Origin of the sequence: Caballeronia sp. INDeC2 (assembly GCF_023631325.1) — a bacterium.
GTDB lineage: Bacteria > Pseudomonadota > Gammaproteobacteria > Burkholderiales > Burkholderiaceae > Caballeronia.
The window spans coordinates 252,530-274,220 of the sequence record NZ_JALQDG010000011.1 but is presented as its reverse complement, the minus strand read 5'-3'; the positions used below and the strand labels follow the sequence as shown (position 1 = coordinate 274,220).

Below are 21,691 nucleotides of genomic sequence, written 5' to 3'. Positions count from 1 at the left end.
CGCGCCCGCCCGCAAGCACGAGCGCGGTGACATTCGAATCGATGTGAAGGTTCGGCACGAGCGATCCGCCGCGCTCAGCCGCCGATGTACGACATCTCGACGCGACGCGCATCGTCGTGCGACGGCGCCGATGCGCTGCCACGCAACTGCGAGTAGCGGTCGCCGCGCGCTTCCCAGATGCGCGCGATGGCCGTCGCGACGTCATCGTCGCTCGCGCCGCTGCGGATCAGCCCGCGCAGGTCGTGGCCCGACACCGCGAAGAGACACAGATAGAGCTTGCCTTCGGTCGAAAGCCGCGCGCGCGTGCACGAGTCGCAAAAGGCGCGTGTGACGCTGGAAATCACGCCGATTTCGCCGCTGCCGTCGCGATAGCCCCAGCGCTGCGCCGTTTCGGCGGCGGTATGCGCTTCGAGCGGTTCGAGCGGGAAATGTGCGTCGATACGCTCGACCACTTGCGCCGACGGTAGCACTTCGCTCATGTTCCAGCCGTTCGACGCACCAACGTCCATGTATTCGATGAAGCGCAGAACCGTGCCGCTGCCTTTGAAATGGCGCGCCATCGGCACGATTTCCTGATCGTTCGTGCCGCGCTTCACGACCATGTTCACCTTGATCGGCTCGAGCCCGGCGGCCTGCGCCGTTTCGATGCCGTTCAGCACGTCGGCGACCGCGAAATCGGCGTCGTTCATGCGGCGAAAGAGTTCGTCGTCGAGCGCGTCGAGGCTCACCGTGACGCGCGACAGACCCGCGTCTCTCAGCGACCGGGCCTTGCGCGCGAGCAGCGAGCCGTTCGTGGTCAGCGTCAGGTCGAGCGGACGGCCTTCCGGCGTGCGCAGCAGCGCGAGCCGCTCGATCAGGAATTCGATGTTCTTGCGCAGAAGCGGCTCGCCGCCCGTCAGCCGAATCTTTTCGACGCCATGCGCGACAAACAGACGCGCGAGCCGCTCGATCTCCTCGAACGAGAGCAGGGCGGCGTGCGGAAGGAACTGGTAATCCTTGTCGAACACATCGCGCGGCATGCAGTACACGCAGCGGAAGTTGCAGCGGTCTGTCACCGAGATGCGCAAATCGCGCAGCGGGCGCGCGAGCGTGTCCGTGAGCAGCCCGGACGGCGACGTCGCCACGCCGGAGAAATCCGGAATCGCGGTGACATCGGCGAGAGGAATGATGCGTCGGGACATGATGATTCGGGGCTCGGCTTGGCCGCTGCGGCCTTGTTCGAATGAGGGTGACGAGGACCCATTTTAGCGGAACCGGGGCATAACACGCATCGACCCCAAGTCGCGGTTTTCCCGCGGTTTGCGGTGGTCGGCGATAAAAAAACGCCATCGACCGGAATCGATGGCGTTTTGTGCTTCTGCCGGTTCACCGAAGCGAACCGGCTTGCGCGAGCGCGTTCAGTGGGCCTGCTTGCCGGTTTCCACTTGCTGCATAGGCGTGGTGTCGGCCGGCGGGAGCGGCTTGCGCTCGCGCGGTACGCGCTCGGCGGCCGGCTCGCGCGCGGCGGCGGCGTTCGCGTCGCGCAGCTTGCCTTCGTCGGTGTTGACCCAGACGAGACCGGCGCGCTCCAACATCGGCTCGAGCGTTTCGACGGCGATCGGCGTCGAGGTCGAGGTCGCGGCCGGCGCGGCGGACTTCACCGGCTCGACTGCCACGGCGACCGGCGCTTGTTCGGCCTCCGGCGTCTGGGCTTCCGTGCTCTCGACCGGCTTCACCGGTTCGACGATCGTTGCCTCCGGCGTCGGTGCGACCGCGGCGGTTTTCACCGGCTCGGCGACTTCGGCGGGTTCGGCCGCTACCGGCGCGACGGCCGTCGGCGCCGTTTCGACGGGCTTGGCCGCTTCGACAAGCTTCGGCTCCTCGATCGCGGCGGGCGCGAACGGATCGGCCTTCGTCGTCTCGGCAACCTTCGGCGACGGTCCGAACGGATTCTCGATTGCCGTCGCGGAAGCGGGTTTCGCGAAGACATCGAACGTGGCCGGTTCGGTCGGCTGCACCTTCGACTCGAACGGCTCGGCTTCGGCGGCCTTGGCAACCGGCGCTTCTTCGGCTGCGACAGGCGCTTGCTCTTGCGGTTTCGCCTTCGCTTCGACCGGCTGAGCGACCGGTTGCTCGATTGCCTGCTCAACCGGTTGCGGCGCGGCGGGGCGGCTTTCGTGGCGCGCGGCTGCTTCCTGCGCGGCTTCAGCGTCGAATACGCCGGCTTGCGCGGAGACGTTTTCGGCTGAACCTTCCGCCTCGGCGACGTCGGCTGCGTGATTCACCGTCATGCCGTCCTCGTCGCGCTCGCGGCGACCGCCACGACGGCCACGGCGACGGCGGCGGCGCTCTTCACCCTCGCGTGCGGCTGCCTGTTCGGCGGCGTCGATGCCGGCCTGTTGCGCATCGACATCGGCTTGCGCCGCTTCGACGATCTCCGACGGCACGGTTTCGCCCTGCGTCAGCGCCTCGACGGCGGCTTCCGGTTGCGGCTTGCGGCGCTCGCCACGTTCCGCGCGATCGGTGCGCTCGCCACGATCGGTACGTTCACCACGTTCCGCGCGCTCGCCACGGTCAGGACGCTCGCGGCGCTCCTGACGCTCGGCCGCTTCCGGACGGGCGGTGCGTTCCGCGTTGCGATCACGGCCTTCGCGCGGCTCACGTGCTTCACGCGGCTCACGGGTTTCGCGTGCCTCACGCGGTTCACGAGCCTCGCGCGGCTCGCGGACTTCGCGCAGTTCACGACCTTCACGTCCATCACGTCCATCACGGCCGCCGCGCGCCTCGCGATCTTCGCGACGCGCGCCCTGCCGGCCCGCACCGTTGCCACTCGTCGCAGCGCCTGCCGCGGCGCCTTCACGCCCGGCGCCACTGCCGCCACGACGGTTGCGATTGCGATCGCCACCGCCCGTGCGCTCGCCGCGTTCACGTGGAGCGCGCGTGGCCGGCTGAGTCTCGACCGGCGCCGGAGCGGGCTGCGCCTGAGGCTGGATGCCGAACAGATTCTTGATCCACGCGATGAAACCGCCGCTCGCCGGCACGGGCACCTGCACGGGCGCGGCCTCGACGGGCGCGGGTTTGACCGGTGCGCTCGGCGCCGGCTTTTCGGGCGTGATGCCCTTCACCGCCGCTTCCTGCTTCGGTTTCACTTCTTCGGTGCGTTTGCTGTAGCCGGTTTCCGACTCCAGTTCGGTCGCTGCTTCGACGGCCATCTTCCACGACGCGCGCGGTTCGTCGAGGCGCGCATCGTCGTGACGCAGACGTTCCAGCTTGTAGTGCGGCGTTTCGAGATGCTTGTTCGGAATCAGGACGACGTTGACCTTGAAGCGCGACTCGATCTTGTTGATTTCCGAGCGCTTCTCGTTCAGCAGGAAGGCGGTCACCTCGACCGGCACCTGGCAATGGATCGCCGCGGTGTTTTCCTTCATCGCTTCTTCCTGAATGATCCGCAGCACTTGCAGCGCGGACGATTCGGTATCGCGGATATGACCCGTGCCGTTGCAGCGCGGGCAGGTCACATGGCTGCCTTCGGACAGCGCCGGGCGCAGACGCTGACGCGACAGCTCCATCAGGCCGAAGCGCGAAATCTTGCCCATTTGTACGCGCGCGCGGTCATGCTTCAACGCGTCTTTCAGGCGCTGCTCGACTTCGCGCTGGCTCTTCGCCGACTCCATGTCGATGAAGTCGATCACGATCAGGCCGCCCAGATCGCGCAGACGCAACTGACGCGCGACTTCGTCGGCGGCTTCGAGATTGGTGCGCGTCGCGGTTTCCTCGATGTCCGCGCCCTTGGTCGCGCGCGCCGAGTTCACGTCGATGGCGACGAGCGCCTCGGTGTGATCGATCACGATCGCGCCGCCCGAGGGCAGCGGCACCGTGCGCGAGTACGCCGTTTCAATCTGATGCTCGATCTGGAAGCGCGAGAAGAGCGGCACGTCGTCGTGATAGCGCTTCACCTTCGAGAGGTTGTCGGGCATCACGATGTCCATGAAGGCGCGCGCCTGATCATGGATTTCGGTCGTGTCGATGAGGATTTCGCCGATGTCCGGCTGGAAGTAATCGCGGATCGCGCGGATCACGAGGCTCGATTCGAGATAAATGAGCATCGGCTGGCCGGCGACGCCGCTCTGCGACGCGGCTTCGATTGCCCGCCAGAGTTGCATCAGGTAGTTCAGGTCCCACTGGAGCTCTTCGGCCGAACGGCCGATGCCGGCCGTGCGCGCGATGATGCTCATGCCTTCCGGCAATTCGAGCTGCGCCATGGTTTCGCGCAGTTCCTGCCGCTCGTCGCCCTCGATCCGGCGCGACACGCCGCCGCCGCGCGGGTTGTTCGGCATCAGGACGAGATAGCGGCCGGCCAGCGAAATGAACGTGGTCAGCGCCGCGCCCTTGTTGCCGCGCTCTTCCTTCTCGACCTGAACGATGAGTTCCTGGCCTTCGCGCAGCGCGTCCTGGATGCGCGCGGAGCGCATCTCGACGCCGTCGCGGAAATACTGGCGGGCGACTTCCTTGAACGGCAGAAAGCCGTGGCGGTCCTCGCCGTAGTTGACGAAGCAGGCTTCGAGCGACGGCTCGATGCGGGTGACGACTCCCTTGTAGATATTGCCTTTGCGCTGTTCGCGCCCGGCGGTTTCGATATCAATGTCGATGAGCTTCTGCCCATCGACGATGGCGACGCGCAATTCTTCTTGCTGCGTCGCGTTAAACAGCATGCGTTTCATGAAACGGCTCCAGAGCGGCTCCGTCCTTCCTCGTCGTGCGAATCGGCGTCGGTGACGGAAACGTCACGCGCGCGAAGCGGGAGGGTGGGCGTGCCACGCTTTTTTGTGTGTTGTCACAAAGCACGCTGGAGCGGGACTTCTGGCGGGAGAATTGCCGAAAGCGGGCTGCGGCGCCCGAACGGGGCGGCCGCGCCGTGGGGCGCATGCGAAGTCACTGCGAGGCGGCCGATGCGTCGCGCGGCGAGGATGAACGGCGGCGCTGCGGCTCCGCGTCTCAAAATGGACGCGCCGAACCGACCCGCGCTCTTGCGAAGAGCCTGATTCCTCCCAACGGCGGCTGCGGGGCGAGCGGTCTCGCGCTAAAACCAGCGCGATGCTTCGTAACCGATCTTCCTTGCTGCCATGCCGCGCCGGCGCGGCCGAGGGCCCGATTGCTCCCGTCGGCGCGGCCGTGTGTCTCGCCTCGTTTGCGGCGTCGCCGCGCTTCGCAGAAATCAGCGCAGCAGCGGTTTTCGCCGGCAGTTGTTCGCAAAACCGGCGAGCGTCGATTTGCCTGTTTCTCCCGCTCGATGGCAGGGTCGATCCAGGCTGGCATCCGGTTTTGCCAACCGGGCGCCGTCGCTTCTCGCCGATAAAATTCTTTTTGACCAAAAATCCGTTACCGTCGGCGATCGACTCGACCGAACGCGCCTGTGGGCTCCGTCCCTGCCGGTGATATCGCCGTGCGTGCAACTCGCTGCTCTCGACTTTCCGGGTGAGCAACCGACCTTGGGCGCAAGTAAAATGATGGTTTATCGCTTGCACCTGTACAGTCTGATCAATCTCGGCCGTTGCTTGATCCTAAGCGTCGACCTTTTCAGACTGCTCGCAAATTATATTCAGAATGAATGAGTTAGGCAAAACATCCCATAAACAGGTCGCAAGCGAGCATGTGTCGATGATCGAAGTCGACGAAACCGCCGCCGGTCAGCGCATCGACAACTTTTTGCTGCGCGTCTGCAAGGGCGTGCCCAAAAGCCATATTTACCGCATTCTCCGCAGCGGGGAAGTGCGCGTGAACAAGGGGCGCATCGACGCGGCATACCGGCTCGAACTAGGCGATCTCGTGCGCGTGCCGCCGATCCGCACGGCGCAGCAGGACGAGGCGCCGGTGTCGTCGAATGCGCCGGCAGCCGAGTTCCCGATCCTGTTCGAGGACGACCATCTGATCGTCATCGACAAACCGTGTGGCGTCGCGGTGCATGGCGGCAGCGGCGTTGCGTTCGGCGTGATCGAGCAATTGCGCAATGCGCGCCCGCACGCGAAATTCCTCGAACTGGTGCATCGTCTGGATCGCGAGACTTCCGGCGTGCTGATGCTCGCGAAGAAACGCGCCGCGCTCGTGAACCTGCACGAGCAGATCCGTGAGAATCGCGTCGACAAGCGCTATTACGCGCTCGGGCACGGCGACTGGCAGAGCGATTGGGGCCGCCGGCGCATCGTGAAGGCGCCGCTGCACAAGTACGTCGCGGCGGACGGCGAGCGGCGCGTGCGCATTCAGGAGAACGGGCTGCCGTCGCACACGGTCTTCAATCTGATCGAGCGCTGGCGCGATTACGCGTGGGTCGAGGCGGAACTGAAGACGGGGCGCACGCATCAGATCCGCGTGCATATGGCGAGCATCGGCTTGCCGATCGCGGGCGACGCCAAGTACGGCGATTTCGCCCTGAACAAGGACCTGGCCCGTTCGAACGCGAAACCGTCGCTGAAACGCATGTTTTTGCACGCATATCGTCTGAAAATCACCCATCCGGTGACGGGCGAGCCTTTGCAGTTCGAAGCGCCGCTGCCCGCCGAATGCAAGCGGTTCATCGAGCAGCTAAAAAACCGAGAGACACCGTAAATGGCGCGGCAGCAATTTGATCTGATCGTTTTCGACTGGGACGGCACGCTGATGGATTCGACCGCCCACATCACGCGCAGCATTCAGGCGGCGTGCCGCGATCTCGGACTGCCGGTTCCCGCCGACGAGTCCGCGAGCTACGTGATCGGCCTGGGCCTGAAGGACGCGCTGCAGATTTGCGCGCCGACGCTCGATCCGTCCGACTATCCGCGCCTTGCCGAGCGTTATCGCTTCCATTTCCTGACGATGGGCCAGAAGACCGAGCTCTTCGACGGCGTGCGCGAGTTGCTGCAGGAACTGCGCGATCTCGGCTATTTCCTCGGCGTCGCGACGGGCAAGAGCCGCGTCGGACTGAATCGCGCGCTCGACGAATCGCGGCTCACGAGCCTCTTCGACGGCACGCGCTGCGCCGATGAAACGTTCTCGAAGCCGCATCCCGCGATGCTTCACGAGCTTACGCGCGAACTCGGCCAGGATCTTGGGCGCACGGCGATGATCGGCGACACCACGCACGATTTGCAGATGGCGATCAACGCGGGCGCGGCGGGCATCGGCGTGGGCTATGGCGCGCATCCGGCGGATTCGCTCGCGGCGCTCAAGCCGCAGTTTTGCGCCGACAGCATTGCGTCGCTGGCGGGCTGGCTGCGGGAGCACGCATGACGGAGCCTGTGCGCGACGCGGTGCGGGTGTGCGCATCGGAAGAACTCGTCGATGGCGGCGCGGGCGTGCGCGTTCCGGCGACGGAGGCGAGCGGCGACGCCGTCGTTTTCTTCGTGCGCTACGACGGCAAGCCGCACGGCTATCTGAACCGCTGCGCGCACGTGCCGATGGAGCTCGACTGGAACGAGGGCCAGTTCTTCGAAAGCTCGGGCCTATACTTGATGTGCGCGACACACGGGGCGATCTACGAGCCCGACACCGGAAAATGCGTCGGCGGTCCGTGCCGCGGCGCGCGCCTGCGGCCCGTGACGGTCGAGGAACGCGATACGCCGGAAGGCCGCGCGGTCTTCTGGCTGCCCGACGACGCCTTACGCCCCGCCTGATTCCCTTCTCACCCATCCATAACGCATGTCCGACAACCTTCCGCCGCGCGGCAACGACAATTGGGAGCGCGACGCGCTCGAACGCATCGCGCTGGCCGCCATCCGCGAGCAGCGCGCAGCCCGGCGCTGGCGCATCTTCTTTCGCTTCGTGTTCCTCGGCGTGATCGCGCTGATCGCGTGGGGCGTGTTCGATTTCACCGGCGATCGCGTTGCGAAAGCCGGCAAGCACACGGCGCTCGTCGATCTGCAAGGCGAGATCTCCGCAAACAGCGACGCGAGCGCCGACAACATCGACGGGGCGCTGCAAAGCGCGTTCGAGGACGAGAACACGGCGGGCGTGATCCTGCGCATCAACAGCCCGGGCGGCAGTCCGGTGCAGGCGGGCATCATCAACGGCGAGATCCGGCGGCTGCGCGCGAAATATCCGAAGACGCCGCTGTACGTGGTCGTCGACGACATGTGCGCGTCTGGCGGCTATTACGTCGCGGCGGCGGCGGACAAGATTTACGTCGATCGGGCGAGCATCGTCGGTTCGATCGGCGTGCTGATGGACGGATTCGGCTTCACCGGCCTGATGGACAAGCTCGGCATCCAGCGCCGCATGCACACGTCGGGCGCGAACAAGGGCGCGTTCGACCCGTTCTCGCCGGAAACGCCCGCGATGAACGCGCACGCGCAGGAGATGCTCGATCAGATCCACACGCAATTCATCGACGCGGTGAAGCTAGGCCGCGGAAAGCGTCTGAAGGACGATCCGGAGCTCTTCTCCGGCATGTTCTGGACGGGCGAGAAGAGCGTCGAGCTCGGTCTCGCGGATGGTTTCGGCGACGCCAGCTACGTGGCGCGCGAGGTCATCAAGCAGCCGGATATCGTCGACTACACGCAGAAGGAGAGCATTAGCGAGCGTGTCGTGAGGCGCTTTGGCGCATCGGTCGGCGATGCCGCCATGCGCGCGCTCACGCTCGGCGGCAAGCCCCAGTTGCGCTGATCAGGACGCGAGCAGCAGGAAAATCGCCGGACGCTTGTGAAGCTCCGGCGCGGTCTGTTTCTTCCAGTCGGACGCGGTGCGGGTGACGATGGTTTCGCCCGGCAATGTCAGATCGACCGCGACGCAGATCAGCGTCGATGGCGCGCAGGTCGCGATCAGCGTGTCGAGCATCGCGCGGTTCCGGTAGGGCGTCTCGATGAAAATCTGCGTCTGATTGGCCTTGCGCGATAACTGTTCCAGCTCGCGCAGCCGCTTGCCGCGCTCGCCGGCGTCGACCGGCAGGTAACCGTTGAACGCGAAGCTCTGCCCGTTCATGCCCGACGCCATCAACGCGAGCAGAATCGAACTCGGACCGACGAACGGCACCACTTTCACGCCGCGCTGATGCGCGCGCCGCACGAGCAGCGCGCCCGGATCGGCCACGGCGGGGCAGCCGGCTTCGGAGACGAGACCCGCGTCGGTGCCGGCGAGAATCGGCGCCAGCAGTTTGTCGATCTCAGCGGGCGGCGTGTTGACATTCAACTCGCGCACTTCGATTTCCTGAATCGGCCGCTCCGTGCTCACTTTCTTTAGAAACGCGCGCGTCGTTTTCGCGTTTTCTCCGATGTAATACGCGAGCGCAGCCGCTTGCGCGCGCACGGGCTCGGGCAGGACGTGCGCGAGGGCGTCGGCGTCCCCTTCGCCGAGCGTGTTCGGGATCAGATAGAGAACGCCGCTCATGCGACCCCCAGAACCGGGTATCCGGCCTTCATCAGCATGCCGGTGAGCGCGATCAGCGGCAAGCCGATGAGCGCAGTCGGATCGTTCGAATCGATGGCTTCCAGCAGCGCAATGCCCAGGCCTTCCGCTTTCGCGCTGCCGGCGCAGTCGTACGGCGTTTCGGCGCGTAAATAGGTTTCTATCTGCGCGTCCGAATAGCGGCGAAACCGCACGCGCGTGACGATGCCGGCGGATTGCACGTCGCCCGTGCGGCTGTCGAAGAGGCACAGCGCGCTGTGGAATTCGACGCTGCGGCCACGCATCGCCTGGAGCTGCGCGACGGCTTTTTCATGCGTGCCGGGCTTGCCGATCTGCTTGCCGTCGAAGGTCGCGACCTGATCGGAGCCGATCACGAGCGCGCCCGCGTGGTCATCGATGCGCCCGGCCGCGGCACGCGCCTTCGCGATCGACAGCCGCACGGCGGTCGCCTCGGGCGTCTCGCCGTCGAGCGGCGCCTCGTCGATATCGGGCGAGACGACGTCGAAAGGAACGCGCAGGCGCGCGAGCAACTCGCGCCGATAAGGTGAACTTGACGCCAGAATCAGGCGCGGCGGAGGTTTTGAAGCTTCGGACATGGAGCGAATCCGGCAAAAATAGGTATAAAAACGGCGGACGACAAAGCCGCCCTTAAGTATTTGACTCGAAAGAATAAAGCCGATATGATTTTGGGCTTTTCATCGGTACTTGCGCGACGAACCTGTCTCCTCGACGCCGATGAGGCCGGTCTGCCAGAAAGCACGTTAAAGAAGCAGGTTAAGAAGCAGGTAAAGAAGCACGAATGTCGGCTCGATGCAAATTCGGGCAAGCCACGCGTGCCCCGGTGTAGCATCGCGGTGCATACTGGGCACTCACCGGTAGCACTAACCAAGCAAGGCCAAGCAGGAGCGCACATGACTCAGAATCCTGGCAAACCTGTGAGCCCCGCCGATCTGCGCGCGCTCGACATTTACGACTTCGCCAAAAGCGGCAGACAGGCGGCCGGCGCGCTGCGCTTGTCGCAGATGCCGCGCATGTTAGCCGAAGTGCCGGCGGAAGCGCCAGACCGCGACACCGTGTTCACCTGGCAGGGCGAGGGCTCGACCCAGCCGGAACTGCAGGACGACGGCACGGAGGCGCCGCAGCCTTATCTGCGCCTCGCGGTGCACGGCTCGGTGTGGCTCACGTGTCAGCGCTGCCTTCAGCCGTATTCGCAACATCTCGATGTCGATGCAACGTATCGGATCGTGGCGACGGAAGAAGAAGCGGACGAATTTCCGCTCGACGACGATGAAGTCGAAGTGATCGTAGGCTCGCGCCAGTTCGATCTCGTCGACTTGATCGAAGAGGAATTGTTGTTGTCCTTGCCGCTCGTGCCCAAGCACAGCGTGTGTCCCGAGATCCACGAAAGTTTGCTCCCGGGCGATGCGGACGACGAGTTGGATGAAAGCGGTGCGCAGGAAGCGGACGACAAGCCGAATCCTTTTGCCGTGCTGGAGAAGCTGAAGCAGGGCGGCTCCGACGACAAGAAGCACTGAGATGGTTTCGTAGCACGCAACAAACTGGTAGCGCGATGTGCGCACCCGATGGCCGAACGGCCGAGGGCTGTCGGCGGATCGGGCTGTGTTAGAATTCGCAAAATTTTTCTGGAGTAATCATGGCAGTTCAGCAAAACAAGAAGTCGCCGTCGAAGCGCGGCATGCACCGTTCCCACGACTTCCTCACGACGGCTCCGCTGGCTGTCGAGCCGAGCACGGGTGAAGTGCATCTGCGCCACCACGTGAGCCCGAACGGCTACTATCGTGGCAAGAAAGTCATCAAGACGAAGAACGACTAAGCGTTCGTCGACGCCTGATGCGCCCGTCGGAACCCTTCCGCGGGCTCGCGGGCGCCACTCGCTCTTGACACTTTCCCGGTACGACGAGAAGGCGGCATTTCACTGCCGCTTTTTTGTGCCCGAAATTCGTCGCATTCCATGACTGTAAAGATAACCATCGACTGCATGGGAGGCGACCACGGTCCGGCCGTGACCGTTCCCGCTGCCGTCAATTTCGTGCGCTCGCATCCCGACGCGCATCTGATGCTCGTCGGTCTCGAGCAGTCCATCCTCGCCCAGCTGAAAAAGTCGAAGGCTCTCGACGAGCCGCGCCTGACCGTCGTTCCCGCAAGCGAAGTCGTCGCGATGGACGATCCGGTCGAAGTCGCGCTGCGCAAGAAGAAAGATTCGTCGATGCGCGTCGCGCTCAATCTCGTGAAAGAAGGCGAGGCGCAGACCTGCATTTCCGCTGGCAACACCGGCGCGCTCATGGCGGTTTCCCGCTATGTGCTGAAGACGCTCGCCGGTATCGAGCGTCCCGCGATCGCGTTCGCGATGCCGAGCCAGAAGGGCTACACCACCGTGCTCGACCTCGGCGCCAACGTCGATTGCGAACCCGAACATCTGCTGCAATTCGCGGAAATGGGCCACGCGCTCGTATCGGCGATCGAAGGGCGCGAGCGGCCCACCATCGGCCTGCTCAACATCGGCGAAGAAGTCATCAAGGGCAACGAAACGATCAAGCGCGCGGGCGAGCTTCTGCGGGCGAGCACGCTCAACTTCTACGGCAACGTCGAAGGAAACGACATCTATAAAGGCACGACCGATGTCGTCGTGTGCGACGGCTTCGTCGGCAATGTCGCGCTGAAGACCTCCGAAGGTCTCGCCAAGATGCTGGCCGACATCATCAAGGAAGAGTTCAGCCGCTCGTTCGCCTCCAAGGCGATGGCGCTCGTCGCGCTGCCCGTGCTCAAGCGTTTCAAGAAGCGTGTCGATCCCGCGCAATATAACGGCGCGGCGTTGCTCGGCCTGCGCGGGCTCGTCATCAAGAGTCACGGTTCGGCCGAGGCCTTCGGGTTTGAGTGGGCTATCAAACGCGGGTATGATGCCGTCAAAAATGGCGTGCTCGAACGTCTGGTGCGCGCGATGGAAGAGAATGCGCCCGCCGCGCGCGAGGCCGACGCGAGCGCTCCCGCGTCCAGTGCGACGGCCGCGGCGGATCAATCGATCCAACCGCCTGCTTCACAGCTGGATACACAGCTCGACTCACGGCCCAACTCGCAGCCGAACCCGCCGGGCGAGTCCGGTACTGCGCTACATTCGAAGGCATAATGGCTCAATCCAATCTTTACTCTCGCGTGCTGGGCACCGGCAGTTACCTGCCGTCCGAGCGCGTCACGAATCAGGACTTGGCGGACCGTCTCGCGAAGCAGGGCGTCGAGACGAATGACGAATGGATCGTCGCGCGCACCGGCATTCACGCGCGTCACTTTGCGGCTCCGAACCAGACTACCAGCGATCTCGCGCTCGTCGCGTCGCAGAAGGCGATCGAAGCGGCGGGCATCGATCCTCAGTCGATCGACCTGATCATCGTCGCAACGTCCACACCGGACTTCGTGTTCCCGAGCACTGCCTGCCTGCTGCAAAACAAGCTGGGCATCAAGAACAACGGCGCGGCCTTCGACGTACAAGCCGTGTGTTCCGGTTTCGCATACGGTGTCGCGACCGCCGACAGTTTCATTCGCAGCGGCATGAACCGCACCGCGCTCGTCGTCGGCGCGGAGACGTTCTCGCGCATCCTCGATTTCAACGATCGCACCACGTGCGTGCTGTTCGGCGACGGCGCCGGCGCGGTCGTGCTGCAAGCGTCCGAGGAGCCGGGCGTGCTGTCGAGCGCGCTGCACGCGGACGGCAGCTATTCCGACATTCTCTGCACGCCGGGCAACGTGAACGGCGGCGTGGTTGAAGGCAGCGCGTTCCTGCATATGGACGGTCAGGCCGTGTTCAAGCTCGCGGTCAACGTGCTCGAAAAGGTCGCGCTCGAAGCGCTTGACAAGGCGAAGCTCGCGCCGGAAGACATCGACTGGCTGATCCCGCATCAGGCCAATATCCGCATCATGCAAAGCACTTGCCGCAAGCTGCATCTGCCGCCCGAGCGCATGGTCGTGACGGTCGGCGAGCATGGCAACACGTCGGCGGCATCGATTCCGCTCGCGTTCGACGTCGCGGTGCGCGACGGCCGCATCCAGCGCGGTGACAACGTGCTCATCGAAGGCGTGGGCGGCGGCTTCACGTGGGGCGCGTCGGTCATCCGCTACTGATCTTCATCGATTCCCTCTACTTATTCGCAACTGATCCCCTCGTCACGATAGCCGCCGCGCGCCGCATGCGCGCGTGGCGCGTGCACAGACACCGACGACATCGCGGATCATTCCAATCAACGAGGACGATATGAAATTTGCGTTCGTTTTCCCCGGACAGGGCTCGCAGTCGATCGGCATGCTCAACGCATTCGCCGATCACGCCATCGTGCGCGAGACGGTGCAGCAGGCATCCGACGCGCTCGGCCAGGATCTCGGCAAGCTGATCGCCGAAGGCCCCGCCGAAGAATTGAACCTGACGACGAACACGCAGCCCGTCATGCTGACGGCGGCCTACGCGATCTATCGCGTCTGGGAGAAGGAAACGGGTCTGAGGCCGGCGCTCGTCGCGGGTCACAGTCTCGGCGAATATACGGCGCTCGTCGTGGCGGGCGCGCTCGCATTCGCGGACGCCGTGCCGCTCGTGCGCTTTCGCGCGCAGGCGATGCAAAGCGCCGTGCCGGTAGGCGAAGGCGGCATGGCCGCGATCCTCGGTCTCGATGACGACACCGTGCGCGCGGTGTGCGCGGAGGCGTCGTCGGCGGGTGTCGTCGAAGCGGTGAACTTCAACGCGCCCGCGCAGGTCGTGATCGCGGGTGCCAAGGCGGCCGTCGAGAAGGCGTGCGAAGTGGCCAAGGCAAAGGGCGCGAAACGCGCGCTGCCGCTGCCGGTGTCGGCGCCGTTCCATTCGTCGTTGCTGAAGCCCGCGTCTGACCAGTTGCGCGACTATCTTGCGAACGTCGAAATCAAGGCGCCGCAGATTCCGCTGATCAATAACGTCGATGTCGCGATCGTTTCCGATCCCGCCGCGATCAAGGACGCGCTCGTGCGTCAGGCCGCCGGTCCGGTGCGCTGGGTCGAATGCGTTCAGGCGATGGCGAGAGAAGGCGTCACGCACGTCCTCGAATGCGGTCCCGGCAAGGTGCTCGCGGGTCTGACGAAGCGTATCGACGGCAATCTCGTCGGCGGCTCGATCTTCGATCCGGCCTCGCTCGAGGAAACGCGCAAACTGATCGCTGGCTGAGGAACAACGACATGAGTCTCCAGAATCAAGTAGCAATCGTCACGGGCGCATCGCGCGGCATCGGACGCGCGATCGCGCTCGAACTCGCGAAGCAGGGCGCGACGGTCATCGGCACGGCGACTAGCGAAAGCGGCGCGGCCGGCATCAGCGAAGCGTTGCAGCAAGCGGGCGGCAAGGGCCGTGGCGCGGTGCTGAACGTGAACGACGCAGCCGCGGCGGACGCGTTCATCGACGGCATCGTGAAGGAATTCGGCGCGCTGAACGTGCTCGTCAACAATGCGGGCATCACGAAGGATCAACTCGCGATGCGCATGAAAGACGACGAATTCGACGCCGTCATCGACACGAACCTGCGCGCGGTCTTCCGTCTGTCGCGCGCGGTGCTGCGCCCGATGATGAAGGCGCGCGGCGGGCGGATCATCAACATCACGTCGGTGGTGGGTTCCTCGGGCAATCCGGGTCAGGCCAACTACGCGGCGGCTAAGGCCGGCGTCGCGGGCATGACGCGCGCGCTCGCGCGTGAAATCGGCAGCCGCGGCATCACCGTGAACTGCGTCGCGCCGGGTTTCATCGACACGGACATGACCAAGGTGCTGCCGGAAGAGCAGCGCACCGCGCTCACGGCGTCTATCCCGCTTGGCCGACTGGGGGCGCCGGAAGATATCGCGCATGCTGTGGCGTTCCTGGCATCGCCGCTTGCCGGTTACATCACCGGCACGACGCTGCACGTGAACGGCGGCATGTACATGTAAGGCCTTAATAGGCATTTCGCGGAATTTCGCTTAATATCCGCGCCGGGACGGGCGCGCGAAATGCTCAAAAGAGCTTCGCGCGCACCGCTTCAGCGCGACAGTGAAAATTTGATGCAAAGTCGCCAGCAGCCCTCTTGATGAAGGGCGCCGGACGATGGAGCATGGAACTGACGCGCCGTATTTTGCGGGTCCAAACCTGATAAAATGCGCGCACTCGTATTTTTGAACTTTTTCCCTCGGAGGGCTGCATGGACAACATCGAACAGCGCGTGAAGAAGATCGTCGCCGAACAACTGGGCGTGGCGGAAGCCGAAATCAAGAACGAAGCTTCGTTCGTGAACGATCTGGGCGCTGACTCGCTCGATACGGTCGAACTCGTCATGGCTCTGGAAGACGAATTCGGCATGGAAATTCCCGATGAAGAGGCCGAAAAGATCACCACGGTCCAGCAAGCGATCGATTACGCTCGCGCGAACGTCAAGGCCTGAGGCCGGACGCGCCAGCGACTCATCGCTCAATCAGTCGATGCATCGTCGCTGCAAACCGATTTGACAGCCACAGGGCACACAGGGCGGTTTCCTGTGGCCGCTGTGGCTTTTGTTTTTCGTCATTCTATGGATAAGGGGTTACCGTGAGCCGTCGTCGAGTTGTTGTTACAGGCCTGGGGCTCGTTTCGCCTGTCGGCAATACTGTTGCCGACGGCTGGGCCAATCTGGTCGCGGGCAAGTCGGGCATCGCCAATATCACGAAGTTCGATGCAACGAACTTCTCCACGCGTTTCGCCGGCGAGGTGAAGGACTTCAACATTGAAGACTACATGCCCGCCAAAGAGGCGCGCCATATGGATACCTTCATCCATTACGGCTTCGCAGCGGGCGTTCAGGCCATGCAGGACAGCGGCCTCGAGATCACCGATGAAAATTCGGAGCGCGTGGGCGTCGTGGTCGGCTCGGGCATCGGCGGTCTGCCGATGATCGAAATCACGCAGACCGAGCTGCTCAATCGCGGTCCGCGCCGCATTTCGCCGTTCTTCGTGCCCGCATCGATCATCAACATGATCTCCGGGCATCTGTCCATCCGCTTCGGCCTGAAGGGTCCGAATCTGTCGATGGTCACCGCCTGCACCACCGGCCTGCATTGCATCGGCGAGGCGTCGCGCCTGATCGAATACGGCGACGCGGACGTCATGATCGCCGGCGGCGCGGAAGCCACGGTTTCTCCGCTCGGCATTGGCGGCTTCGCGGCGGCGCGCGCGCTCTCGCAGCGCAACGACGATCCCGCGACGGCGAGCCGTCCGTGGGACACCGACCGCGACGGCTTCGTGCTCGGCGAGGGCGCCGGCGTGATGGTGCTCGAAGAGTACGAGCACGCGAAAAAGCGCGGCGCGAAGATCTACGCAGAGGTGCTCGGCTACGGCATGAGCGGCGACGCGTATCACATGACCGCGCCGCCGGAAGACGGCGACGGCGGCCGCCGTGCAATGGTCAACGCGATGAAAAACGCGCGCATCAACGCGGATGAAGTGAACTACGTCAACGCGCACGGCACCTCGACGCCGCTCGGCGACATCGCGGAAACGATCGGCATCACGCGCGCACTCGGCGATCAGGCGAAGAAAGTCGTCGTGAACTCCACCAAGTCGATGACCGGCCACCTGCTGGGCGGCGCGGGCGGGCTGGAGTCGGTGTTCACCGTGCTGGCGATCCACAATCAGGTGTCGCCGCCGACCATCAACATCTTCAACCAGGATCCGAAGTGCGACCTGGACTACTGCGCGAACACGGCACGGGAAATGAAGATCGACGTGGCGGTGAAGAACTCGTTCGGCTTCGGCGGCACGAACGGCTCGCTCGTCTTCAAGCGTCACTGAGCACGGCGCGCTCGTCGTCACGGGGGATCGATATGGCGAGCGCGTGCATGGATCGGCCGCATCGAGAAACCGGCTCGACGCCGGGCATCGCGATGCGGCCGTCGCGTTTTCTGCTGGGCGCGATGCTCGGGTTCGCAGGCGTCGTGGGCGCGTCGGTGTTTCGGTGTGTTTTCGCGCATGCGGAACACGCCGGGCACGCGTCCGTCGCGTGCGCGGCGACATTGGCGGTGCTTGCGCTCGCGTCGTATCGATGGACGCGGGCTCAGCCTTCTGCCATCGGCGTGCTGTCGGACGGCATCACAATCCAAAGCCGGACAGGGGCGGTGCGGCATACGCGTATCGTCAGATACGCGCAGTGGAGCGGACAGTGCCTCGTGCTGACGCTTCTGGACGCGCGCGAGCGGCGCGAAACACTCGTCCTCGCAGCCGATTCCGTCGATGCGGGCACCTTCCGGCAACTCTCAGTGCAGGCGCGCCGCGCCGCCGCTTCCCACCTGTAACGACTGTAACGGCGCATGAGCGTACCGGTTGCCTTACAGGCGGTAACGCTACAATAGCCCTCCGCGCAACACCCCAAGTTAAACGGATTTCACTGGTGAGCGAAAAAGAAATCGACCAATTGCTGGTCGAGCGTGTCCAGAAGGGTGACAAGGCCGCGTTCGAACTGCTGGTCGCCAAATACCACCGCAAGATCATTCGACTGATCTCGCGCCTCGTGCGCGACCCCGCCGAGGTCGAGGACGTCGCCCAGGACGCCTTCATCAAGGCCTACCGCGCGCTGCCGCAATTTCGGGGCGAATCGGCGTTCTATACCTGGCTCTACCGGATTGCCGTCAACACCGCAAAGAACTACCTTGCAACACAGGGCCGCCGCGCTCCCACTTCTACCGAGGCCGATGCGGAAGAAGCGGAAACTTTCTCCGACGCGGACCAACTAAGGGATATCAACACGCCCGAGTCGATGTTGATGAGCAAGCAGATCGCGGAAACGGTCAATGCTGCGATGGCGCTGTTGCCGGAGGAATTGCGCACCGCCATCACGCTCAGGGAAATTGAAGGTTTGAGCTACGAGGAAATCGCCGAAATGATGGATTGCCCGATCGGCACCGTCAGATCGAGAATTTTTCGTGCTCGCGAAGCCATTGCGGCAAAATTGCGTCCGTTGTTGGACACTCCCGAAGGCAAGCGCTGGTAGGCGGCGAAATCCTAGGGGCAGGGACGCGATATCTTGGTTGGTGGTGTCACAACGGGGTGTGGTCAAGGATGGGGAGCGTCATGGGGTCGGTCTCGATGCAGAATCAAACACAGGCGGGTTTGCGCGGCGAGCGCATGTCGGCGTTCGTCGACGGTGAATCGCTCGAAGAAATGGGTGGCGTCGGCCAGTTTCTCGCGGACCTCAAAAACGACGAACGCGCCGCGTGGTCGGCCTATCACCTGATCGGCGATGCTTTGCGCTCCGACGATCTCGCGGTCAGCCCGGCGCGCAGCAGTGCGTTCATGGCCGCGTTCTCCGAGCGCTTCGAGGCCGAAGCGCATGTGCTTGCGCCAGCGGCAGCGGCGAAAGCGCGTGGGGGATTGCTGCGCCGTCGCGTGATGCCGGCGTTTGCAGTGGCCGCGGCCGCCGCCACGCTGACGTGGATCGTCGTGCCACAACTGCAAGGCGTGGGCGGCCACGCGGGCACGCAGGTGGCGAGCGTCGCACCGGCGGATTCGATGCAGCGCGTCGCGCTCGCGTCGGTGCCGGCGGCAACCACGCGCACGCCGATCGTGGAAGCGAACATCATCCGCGACGCCAATCTCGATCAATACCTCGAAGCGCATCAGCAGTTCTCCCAGCAGCCCGCGATGCCCGGTTCCATGCCTTTGATTCGCGCGGCGGCTACGTCGCAGGGCCAATAATTTGATGCTGAATGTGCGGTTGAATAAAACAAGATACTGGGGGCGGCTGCCGGCATTGATGCTCTGCGCAGCCGCGTTGTTGACGGCGGCATCGGGCTCATATGCTCAGGGGGACGATCCCGCCGCCGTTCGCAAGACCGCCGCCAGCCTGCTCAACCGCATCCACGAAGCGGCCCAGCAGCAGAATTACGAAGGCACGTTCGTCTATCAACGTGGCGCGACGGTTCAATCGTCGCGTATCACGCATGTCGCGACGCGCGGCGATGGCGAATACGAATCGCTCGAAAGCCTCGATGGCGCGCCGCGCAAGATGCTGCGTCACGACGACGACATGTTCACGTTCGTGCCCGAGCGGCATCTGCTGGTCGTCGAGCATCGGCAGAACCGGGATTCTTTCCCCGCGCTGCTCGCAACGAGCGGCGACCAGGTGCTTTCCGTCTACGAGCCTAAGCTTCTGGGTAGCGACCGCGTCGCGGGCGTCGACAGCCAGGTGCTGGAACTCGACCCGAAAGATTCGTATCGATTCGCCTACAAACTCTGGGCCGACGCGAAAACCGGCTTGCTGCTGCGCGCGCAGACGCTCGATCCGGACGGGCAGGTGCTCGAACAGCTTTCATTTTCGCAAGTGCGCATCGGCGGGCCGATCGACAAGGCGCCGATCGCGAACGGCATCCGCGGCACGTCGGGCTGGACCATCGTGCGGCCGCCCGTGCAGCCCGTCGACATGGAAGCGCAAGGCTGGCAACTGACGCCGAATATCGCGGGCTTTCGCAAGATTCGCGAGCTTCGCCGTCCGATGGCGTCGAGCCAGCAAGGCCAGCCGCCGATTCCGGTCGATCAGGCCGTGTTCTCCGACGGCCTCGCGACGATCTCCGTTTTCGTCGAACCGGTGGAGAAAAGTACGCGCAAGGAAGGCGCGGGCAATAGCGGCGCCACGCATGTACTGGTGAAGCGCCGCGGGGATTTCTGGATCACCTTGCTGGGTGAAGTGCCGCAAGCCACATTGCAGCAATTTGCTTCTACCATAGAATACAAGCCTTCCAAGTAATCCAGATCCCGGCCTCCAACATATGAGCAACTTCTCGCTGCGCAAGTTCATCGCGGCCGCGGCGCTCGCCGTGTGCCTGCCGTTCGTACCGCAATTTGCGTCAGCGGCGCCCACGGTGAACCTGCCGGACTTCACGACGCTCGTCGACAAGGTGGGCCCGTCGGTCGTGAACATTCGCACGACCTCTCGCGTGGGTTCGAGCAGCGATCTACGCGGCCTGCCGCCGGGCCTCGACGACGGCGACATGTCCGAGTTCTTTCGCCGCTTCTTCGGCATTCCTATGCCCGGCCAGCCTCCGCGCGGCGGTGGAGGCGGCGGCGGTGGCGGTGGCGGCAACAATGGCGGCGGCGGGGGCGACCAAGGCAAGGGCGGCAGCCGCAGCGCGCCGGACGACAACCAGGACAACTCGGAGCAAAGCAGCGGCGTTGGCTCGGGCTTCATCCTGTCGACCGACGGCTACGTGATGACCAACGCGCACGTCGTCGACGATGCGGACACCATCTACGTCACGCTCACCGACAAGCGCGAATTCAAGGCGCGGCTCGTTGGTGTGGACGAGCGCACGGACGTGGCAGTCGTGAAGATCAGCGCGACGAATCTGCCGGCCATCACCATCGGCGATTCGAACAAGGTGCGCGTCGGCGAATGGGTGCTCGCGATCGGTTCGCCGTTCGGCCTGGACAACACGGTGACCGCGGGCATCGTCAGCGCGAAGGGTCGCGACACGGGCGATTACCTGCCGTTCATCCAGACCGATGTCGCCGTGAATCCGGGCAACTCGGGCGGTCCGCTCATCAACATGGCGGGCGAGGTGATCGGCATCAACTCGCAGATCTACAGCCGCACGGGCGGCTTCATGGGCATCTCGTTCGCGATTCCGATCGACGAAGCGATGCGCGTGGCGGATCAGCTGAAGACGTCGGGCAAGGTCGTGCGTGGGCGCATCGCGGTGGCGATCGGCGAAGTGACGAAGGATGTCGCGGATTCGCTCGGGCTGCCGAAGGCGCAGGGCGCGCTCGTATCGAGCGTCGAAGCGGGCGGTCCGGCCGACAAGGCGGGCGTGCAGCCGGGCGACATCATCCTGAAGTTCAACGGCCAGAACGTCGAAACCGCAACCGATTTGCCGCGCATGGTCGGCGATACGAAGCCGGGCACGAAGACCACGCTGACGATCTGGCGCAAGGGTCAGACGCGTGATCTGTCGGTCGTCGTCGCCGAGATGCAGCCGGACAAGGTCGCGAAGACCGAGCAGAAGAAGGCGCCGCAACCGAAGGAGCGCGCGAGCAATTCGCTCGGGATGGCGGTGAGCGACATCCCGGCGGATCAAAAGAAGGCGCTCAAGCTGTCGAGCGGCGTTCAGGTCGATGCCGTCGAAGGTCCGGCGGCGCGCGCAGGCTTTCAGAAGGGCGACATCATCATGCGTATCGGCGATACCGATATCACGAGCGCGAAGCAGTTCCAGGAAGTCGCGCAAGGTCTGGACGCCAGCAAGATGGTCGCGATTCTCGTGCGTCGCGGCGACAACACGCAGTTCGTGCCGCTGCGTCCGCGCGTGCCGGCGCAGAAGTAAGCGC

Annotated in this window: 22 protein-coding genes; 18 read left to right on the top strand and 4 right to left on the bottom strand. The window is 64.3% G+C overall.

The window, feature by feature from the left end; translation table 11 throughout:
* Nucleotides 1–74 precede the first annotated feature (74 nt).
* Nucleotides 75–1,181, bottom strand: a complete 1,107-nt coding sequence (gene moaA / locus NCS28_RS09705; RefSeq protein ID WP_250513619.1) for a GTP 3',8-cyclase MoaA — start codon at nucleotides 1,179–1,181, stop codon at nucleotides 75–77.
* A gap of 216 nt (nucleotides 1,182–1,397) precedes the next feature.
* Nucleotides 1,398–4,700: an Rne/Rng family ribonuclease gene (locus tag NCS28_RS09700; protein ID WP_250513618.1), complete on the bottom strand. Its 3,303-nt coding sequence runs from the start codon at nucleotides 4,698–4,700 to the stop codon at nucleotides 1,398–1,400.
* Nucleotides 4,701–5,153: 453 nt separating this feature from the next.
* On the opposite strand from NCS28_RS09700, the gene NCS28_RS09695 reads away from it, so the two are divergent.
* The 5 genes from NCS28_RS09695 to NCS28_RS09675 are packed head-to-tail and all read left to right on the top strand — an operon-like array spanning nucleotide 5,154 to nucleotide 8,613.
* A complete protein-coding gene (locus NCS28_RS09695; RefSeq protein WP_250513617.1) occupies nucleotides 5,154–5,591 on the top strand; it encodes a hypothetical protein in 438 nt (145 codons plus the stop codon).
* Complete coding sequence (rluC, locus tag NCS28_RS09690; RefSeq protein ID WP_250513616.1) at nucleotides 5,584–6,582, top strand: 23S rRNA pseudouridine(955/2504/2580) synthase RluC; 999 nt, start codon at nucleotides 5,584–5,586, stop codon at nucleotides 6,580–6,582. Before NCS28_RS09695 ends, rluC begins: the two co-directional genes overlap by 8 nt.
* On the top strand, nucleotides 6,583–7,242 hold the full coding sequence (locus NCS28_RS09685) for an HAD-IA family hydrolase (protein WP_250513615.1): 660 nt from the start codon (nucleotides 6,583–6,585) through the stop codon (nucleotides 7,240–7,242). It abuts the gene before it with no gap.
* On the top strand, nucleotides 7,239–7,625 hold the full coding sequence (locus tag NCS28_RS09680) for a Rieske (2Fe-2S) protein (RefSeq protein ID WP_250513614.1): 387 nt from the start codon (nucleotides 7,239–7,241) through the stop codon (nucleotides 7,623–7,625). The genes NCS28_RS09685 and NCS28_RS09680 overlap by 4 nt, the downstream gene beginning before the upstream one ends.
* 25 nt (nucleotides 7,626–7,650) lie before the next feature.
* Nucleotides 7,651–8,613: a S49 family peptidase gene (locus tag NCS28_RS09675; protein WP_250513613.1), complete on the top strand. Its 963-nt coding sequence runs from the start codon at nucleotides 7,651–7,653 to the stop codon at nucleotides 8,611–8,613.
* Here NCS28_RS09675 and NCS28_RS09670 read toward each other — a convergent pair whose 3' ends face one another.
* A complete protein-coding gene (locus NCS28_RS09670) occupies nucleotides 8,614–9,333 on the bottom strand; it encodes an SAM-dependent methyltransferase (protein ID WP_250513612.1) in 720 nt (239 codons plus the stop codon).
* On the bottom strand, nucleotides 9,330–9,947 hold the full coding sequence (locus NCS28_RS09665; protein WP_250513611.1) for a Maf-like protein: 618 nt from the start codon (nucleotides 9,945–9,947) through the stop codon (nucleotides 9,330–9,332). The genes NCS28_RS09670 and NCS28_RS09665 overlap by 4 nt, the downstream gene beginning before the upstream one ends.
* A gap of 315 nt (nucleotides 9,948–10,262) precedes the next feature.
* Here NCS28_RS09665 and NCS28_RS09660 point away from each other — a divergent pair, with 315 nt between their 5' ends.
* From NCS28_RS09660 to NCS28_RS09600, 13 genes are all read left to right on the top strand, one after another.
* Nucleotides 10,263–10,886, top strand: coding sequence for a DUF177 domain-containing protein (locus tag NCS28_RS09660; RefSeq protein WP_250513610.1), 624 nt, complete (start codon nucleotides 10,263–10,265; stop codon nucleotides 10,884–10,886).
* Between the two features lie 119 nt (nucleotides 10,887–11,005).
* Nucleotides 11,006–11,185 (top strand): 50S ribosomal protein L32, encoded by a 180-nt coding sequence (gene rpmF, locus NCS28_RS09655; protein WP_035501683.1) that lies wholly within the window; start codon nucleotides 11,006–11,008, stop codon nucleotides 11,183–11,185.
* A 138-nt stretch (nucleotides 11,186–11,323) separates the two neighbouring features.
* Nucleotides 11,324–12,496: a phosphate acyltransferase PlsX gene (gene plsX / locus NCS28_RS09650; protein ID WP_250513609.1), complete on the top strand. Its 1,173-nt coding sequence runs from the start codon at nucleotides 11,324–11,326 to the stop codon at nucleotides 12,494–12,496.
* Entirely contained in the window at nucleotides 12,496–13,485 is a 990-nt protein-coding gene (locus tag NCS28_RS09645; protein ID WP_250513608.1) for a beta-ketoacyl-ACP synthase III, read from the top strand. The genes plsX and NCS28_RS09645 overlap by 1 nt, the downstream gene beginning before the upstream one ends.
* 130 nt (nucleotides 13,486–13,615) lie before the next feature.
* Complete coding sequence (fabD, locus tag NCS28_RS09640) at nucleotides 13,616–14,548, top strand: ACP S-malonyltransferase (RefSeq protein ID WP_250513607.1); 933 nt, start codon at nucleotides 13,616–13,618, stop codon at nucleotides 14,546–14,548.
* Nucleotides 14,549–14,559: 11 nt separating this feature from the next.
* The gene (gene fabG / locus NCS28_RS09635) at nucleotides 14,560–15,300 is read left to right on the top strand and encodes a 3-oxoacyl-ACP reductase FabG (protein ID WP_250513606.1); all 741 of its coding nucleotides are present in this window, start codon (nucleotides 14,560–14,562) and stop codon (nucleotides 15,298–15,300) included.
* Between the two features lie 248 nt (nucleotides 15,301–15,548).
* Nucleotides 15,549–15,788 carry an acyl carrier protein gene (gene acpP / locus NCS28_RS09630; RefSeq protein ID WP_004197638.1) on the top strand — a complete coding sequence of 80 codons (240 nt, stop codon included), beginning with the start codon at nucleotides 15,549–15,551 and terminating at the stop codon, nucleotides 15,786–15,788.
* A gap of 143 nt (nucleotides 15,789–15,931) precedes the next feature.
* Nucleotides 15,932–17,170, top strand: a complete 1,239-nt coding sequence (gene fabF, locus NCS28_RS09625; protein ID WP_250513605.1) for a beta-ketoacyl-ACP synthase II — start codon at nucleotides 15,932–15,934, stop codon at nucleotides 17,168–17,170.
* Between the two features lie 47 nt (nucleotides 17,171–17,217).
* Nucleotides 17,218–17,670 (top strand): protein YgfX, encoded by a 453-nt coding sequence (locus tag NCS28_RS09620; protein ID WP_250513604.1) that lies wholly within the window; start codon nucleotides 17,218–17,220, stop codon nucleotides 17,668–17,670.
* A gap of 95 nt (nucleotides 17,671–17,765) precedes the next feature.
* Complete coding sequence (gene rpoE, locus NCS28_RS09615) at nucleotides 17,766–18,365, top strand: RNA polymerase sigma factor RpoE (protein WP_035501673.1); 600 nt, start codon at nucleotides 17,766–17,768, stop codon at nucleotides 18,363–18,365.
* An 80-nt stretch (nucleotides 18,366–18,445) separates the two neighbouring features.
* Entirely contained in the window at nucleotides 18,446–19,069 is a 624-nt protein-coding gene (locus tag NCS28_RS09610) for a sigma-E factor negative regulatory protein (protein ID WP_250513603.1), read from the top strand.
* 4 nt (nucleotides 19,070–19,073) lie between these two features.
* A complete protein-coding gene (locus NCS28_RS09605; protein ID WP_250513602.1) occupies nucleotides 19,074–20,117 on the top strand; it encodes a MucB/RseB C-terminal domain-containing protein in 1,044 nt (347 codons plus the stop codon).
* Between the two features lie 22 nt (nucleotides 20,118–20,139).
* The gene (locus NCS28_RS09600; protein WP_250513601.1) at nucleotides 20,140–21,687 is read left to right on the top strand and encodes a DegQ family serine endoprotease; all 1,548 of its coding nucleotides are present in this window, start codon (nucleotides 20,140–20,142) and stop codon (nucleotides 21,685–21,687) included.
* Nucleotides 21,688–21,691: the final 4 nt, after the last annotated feature.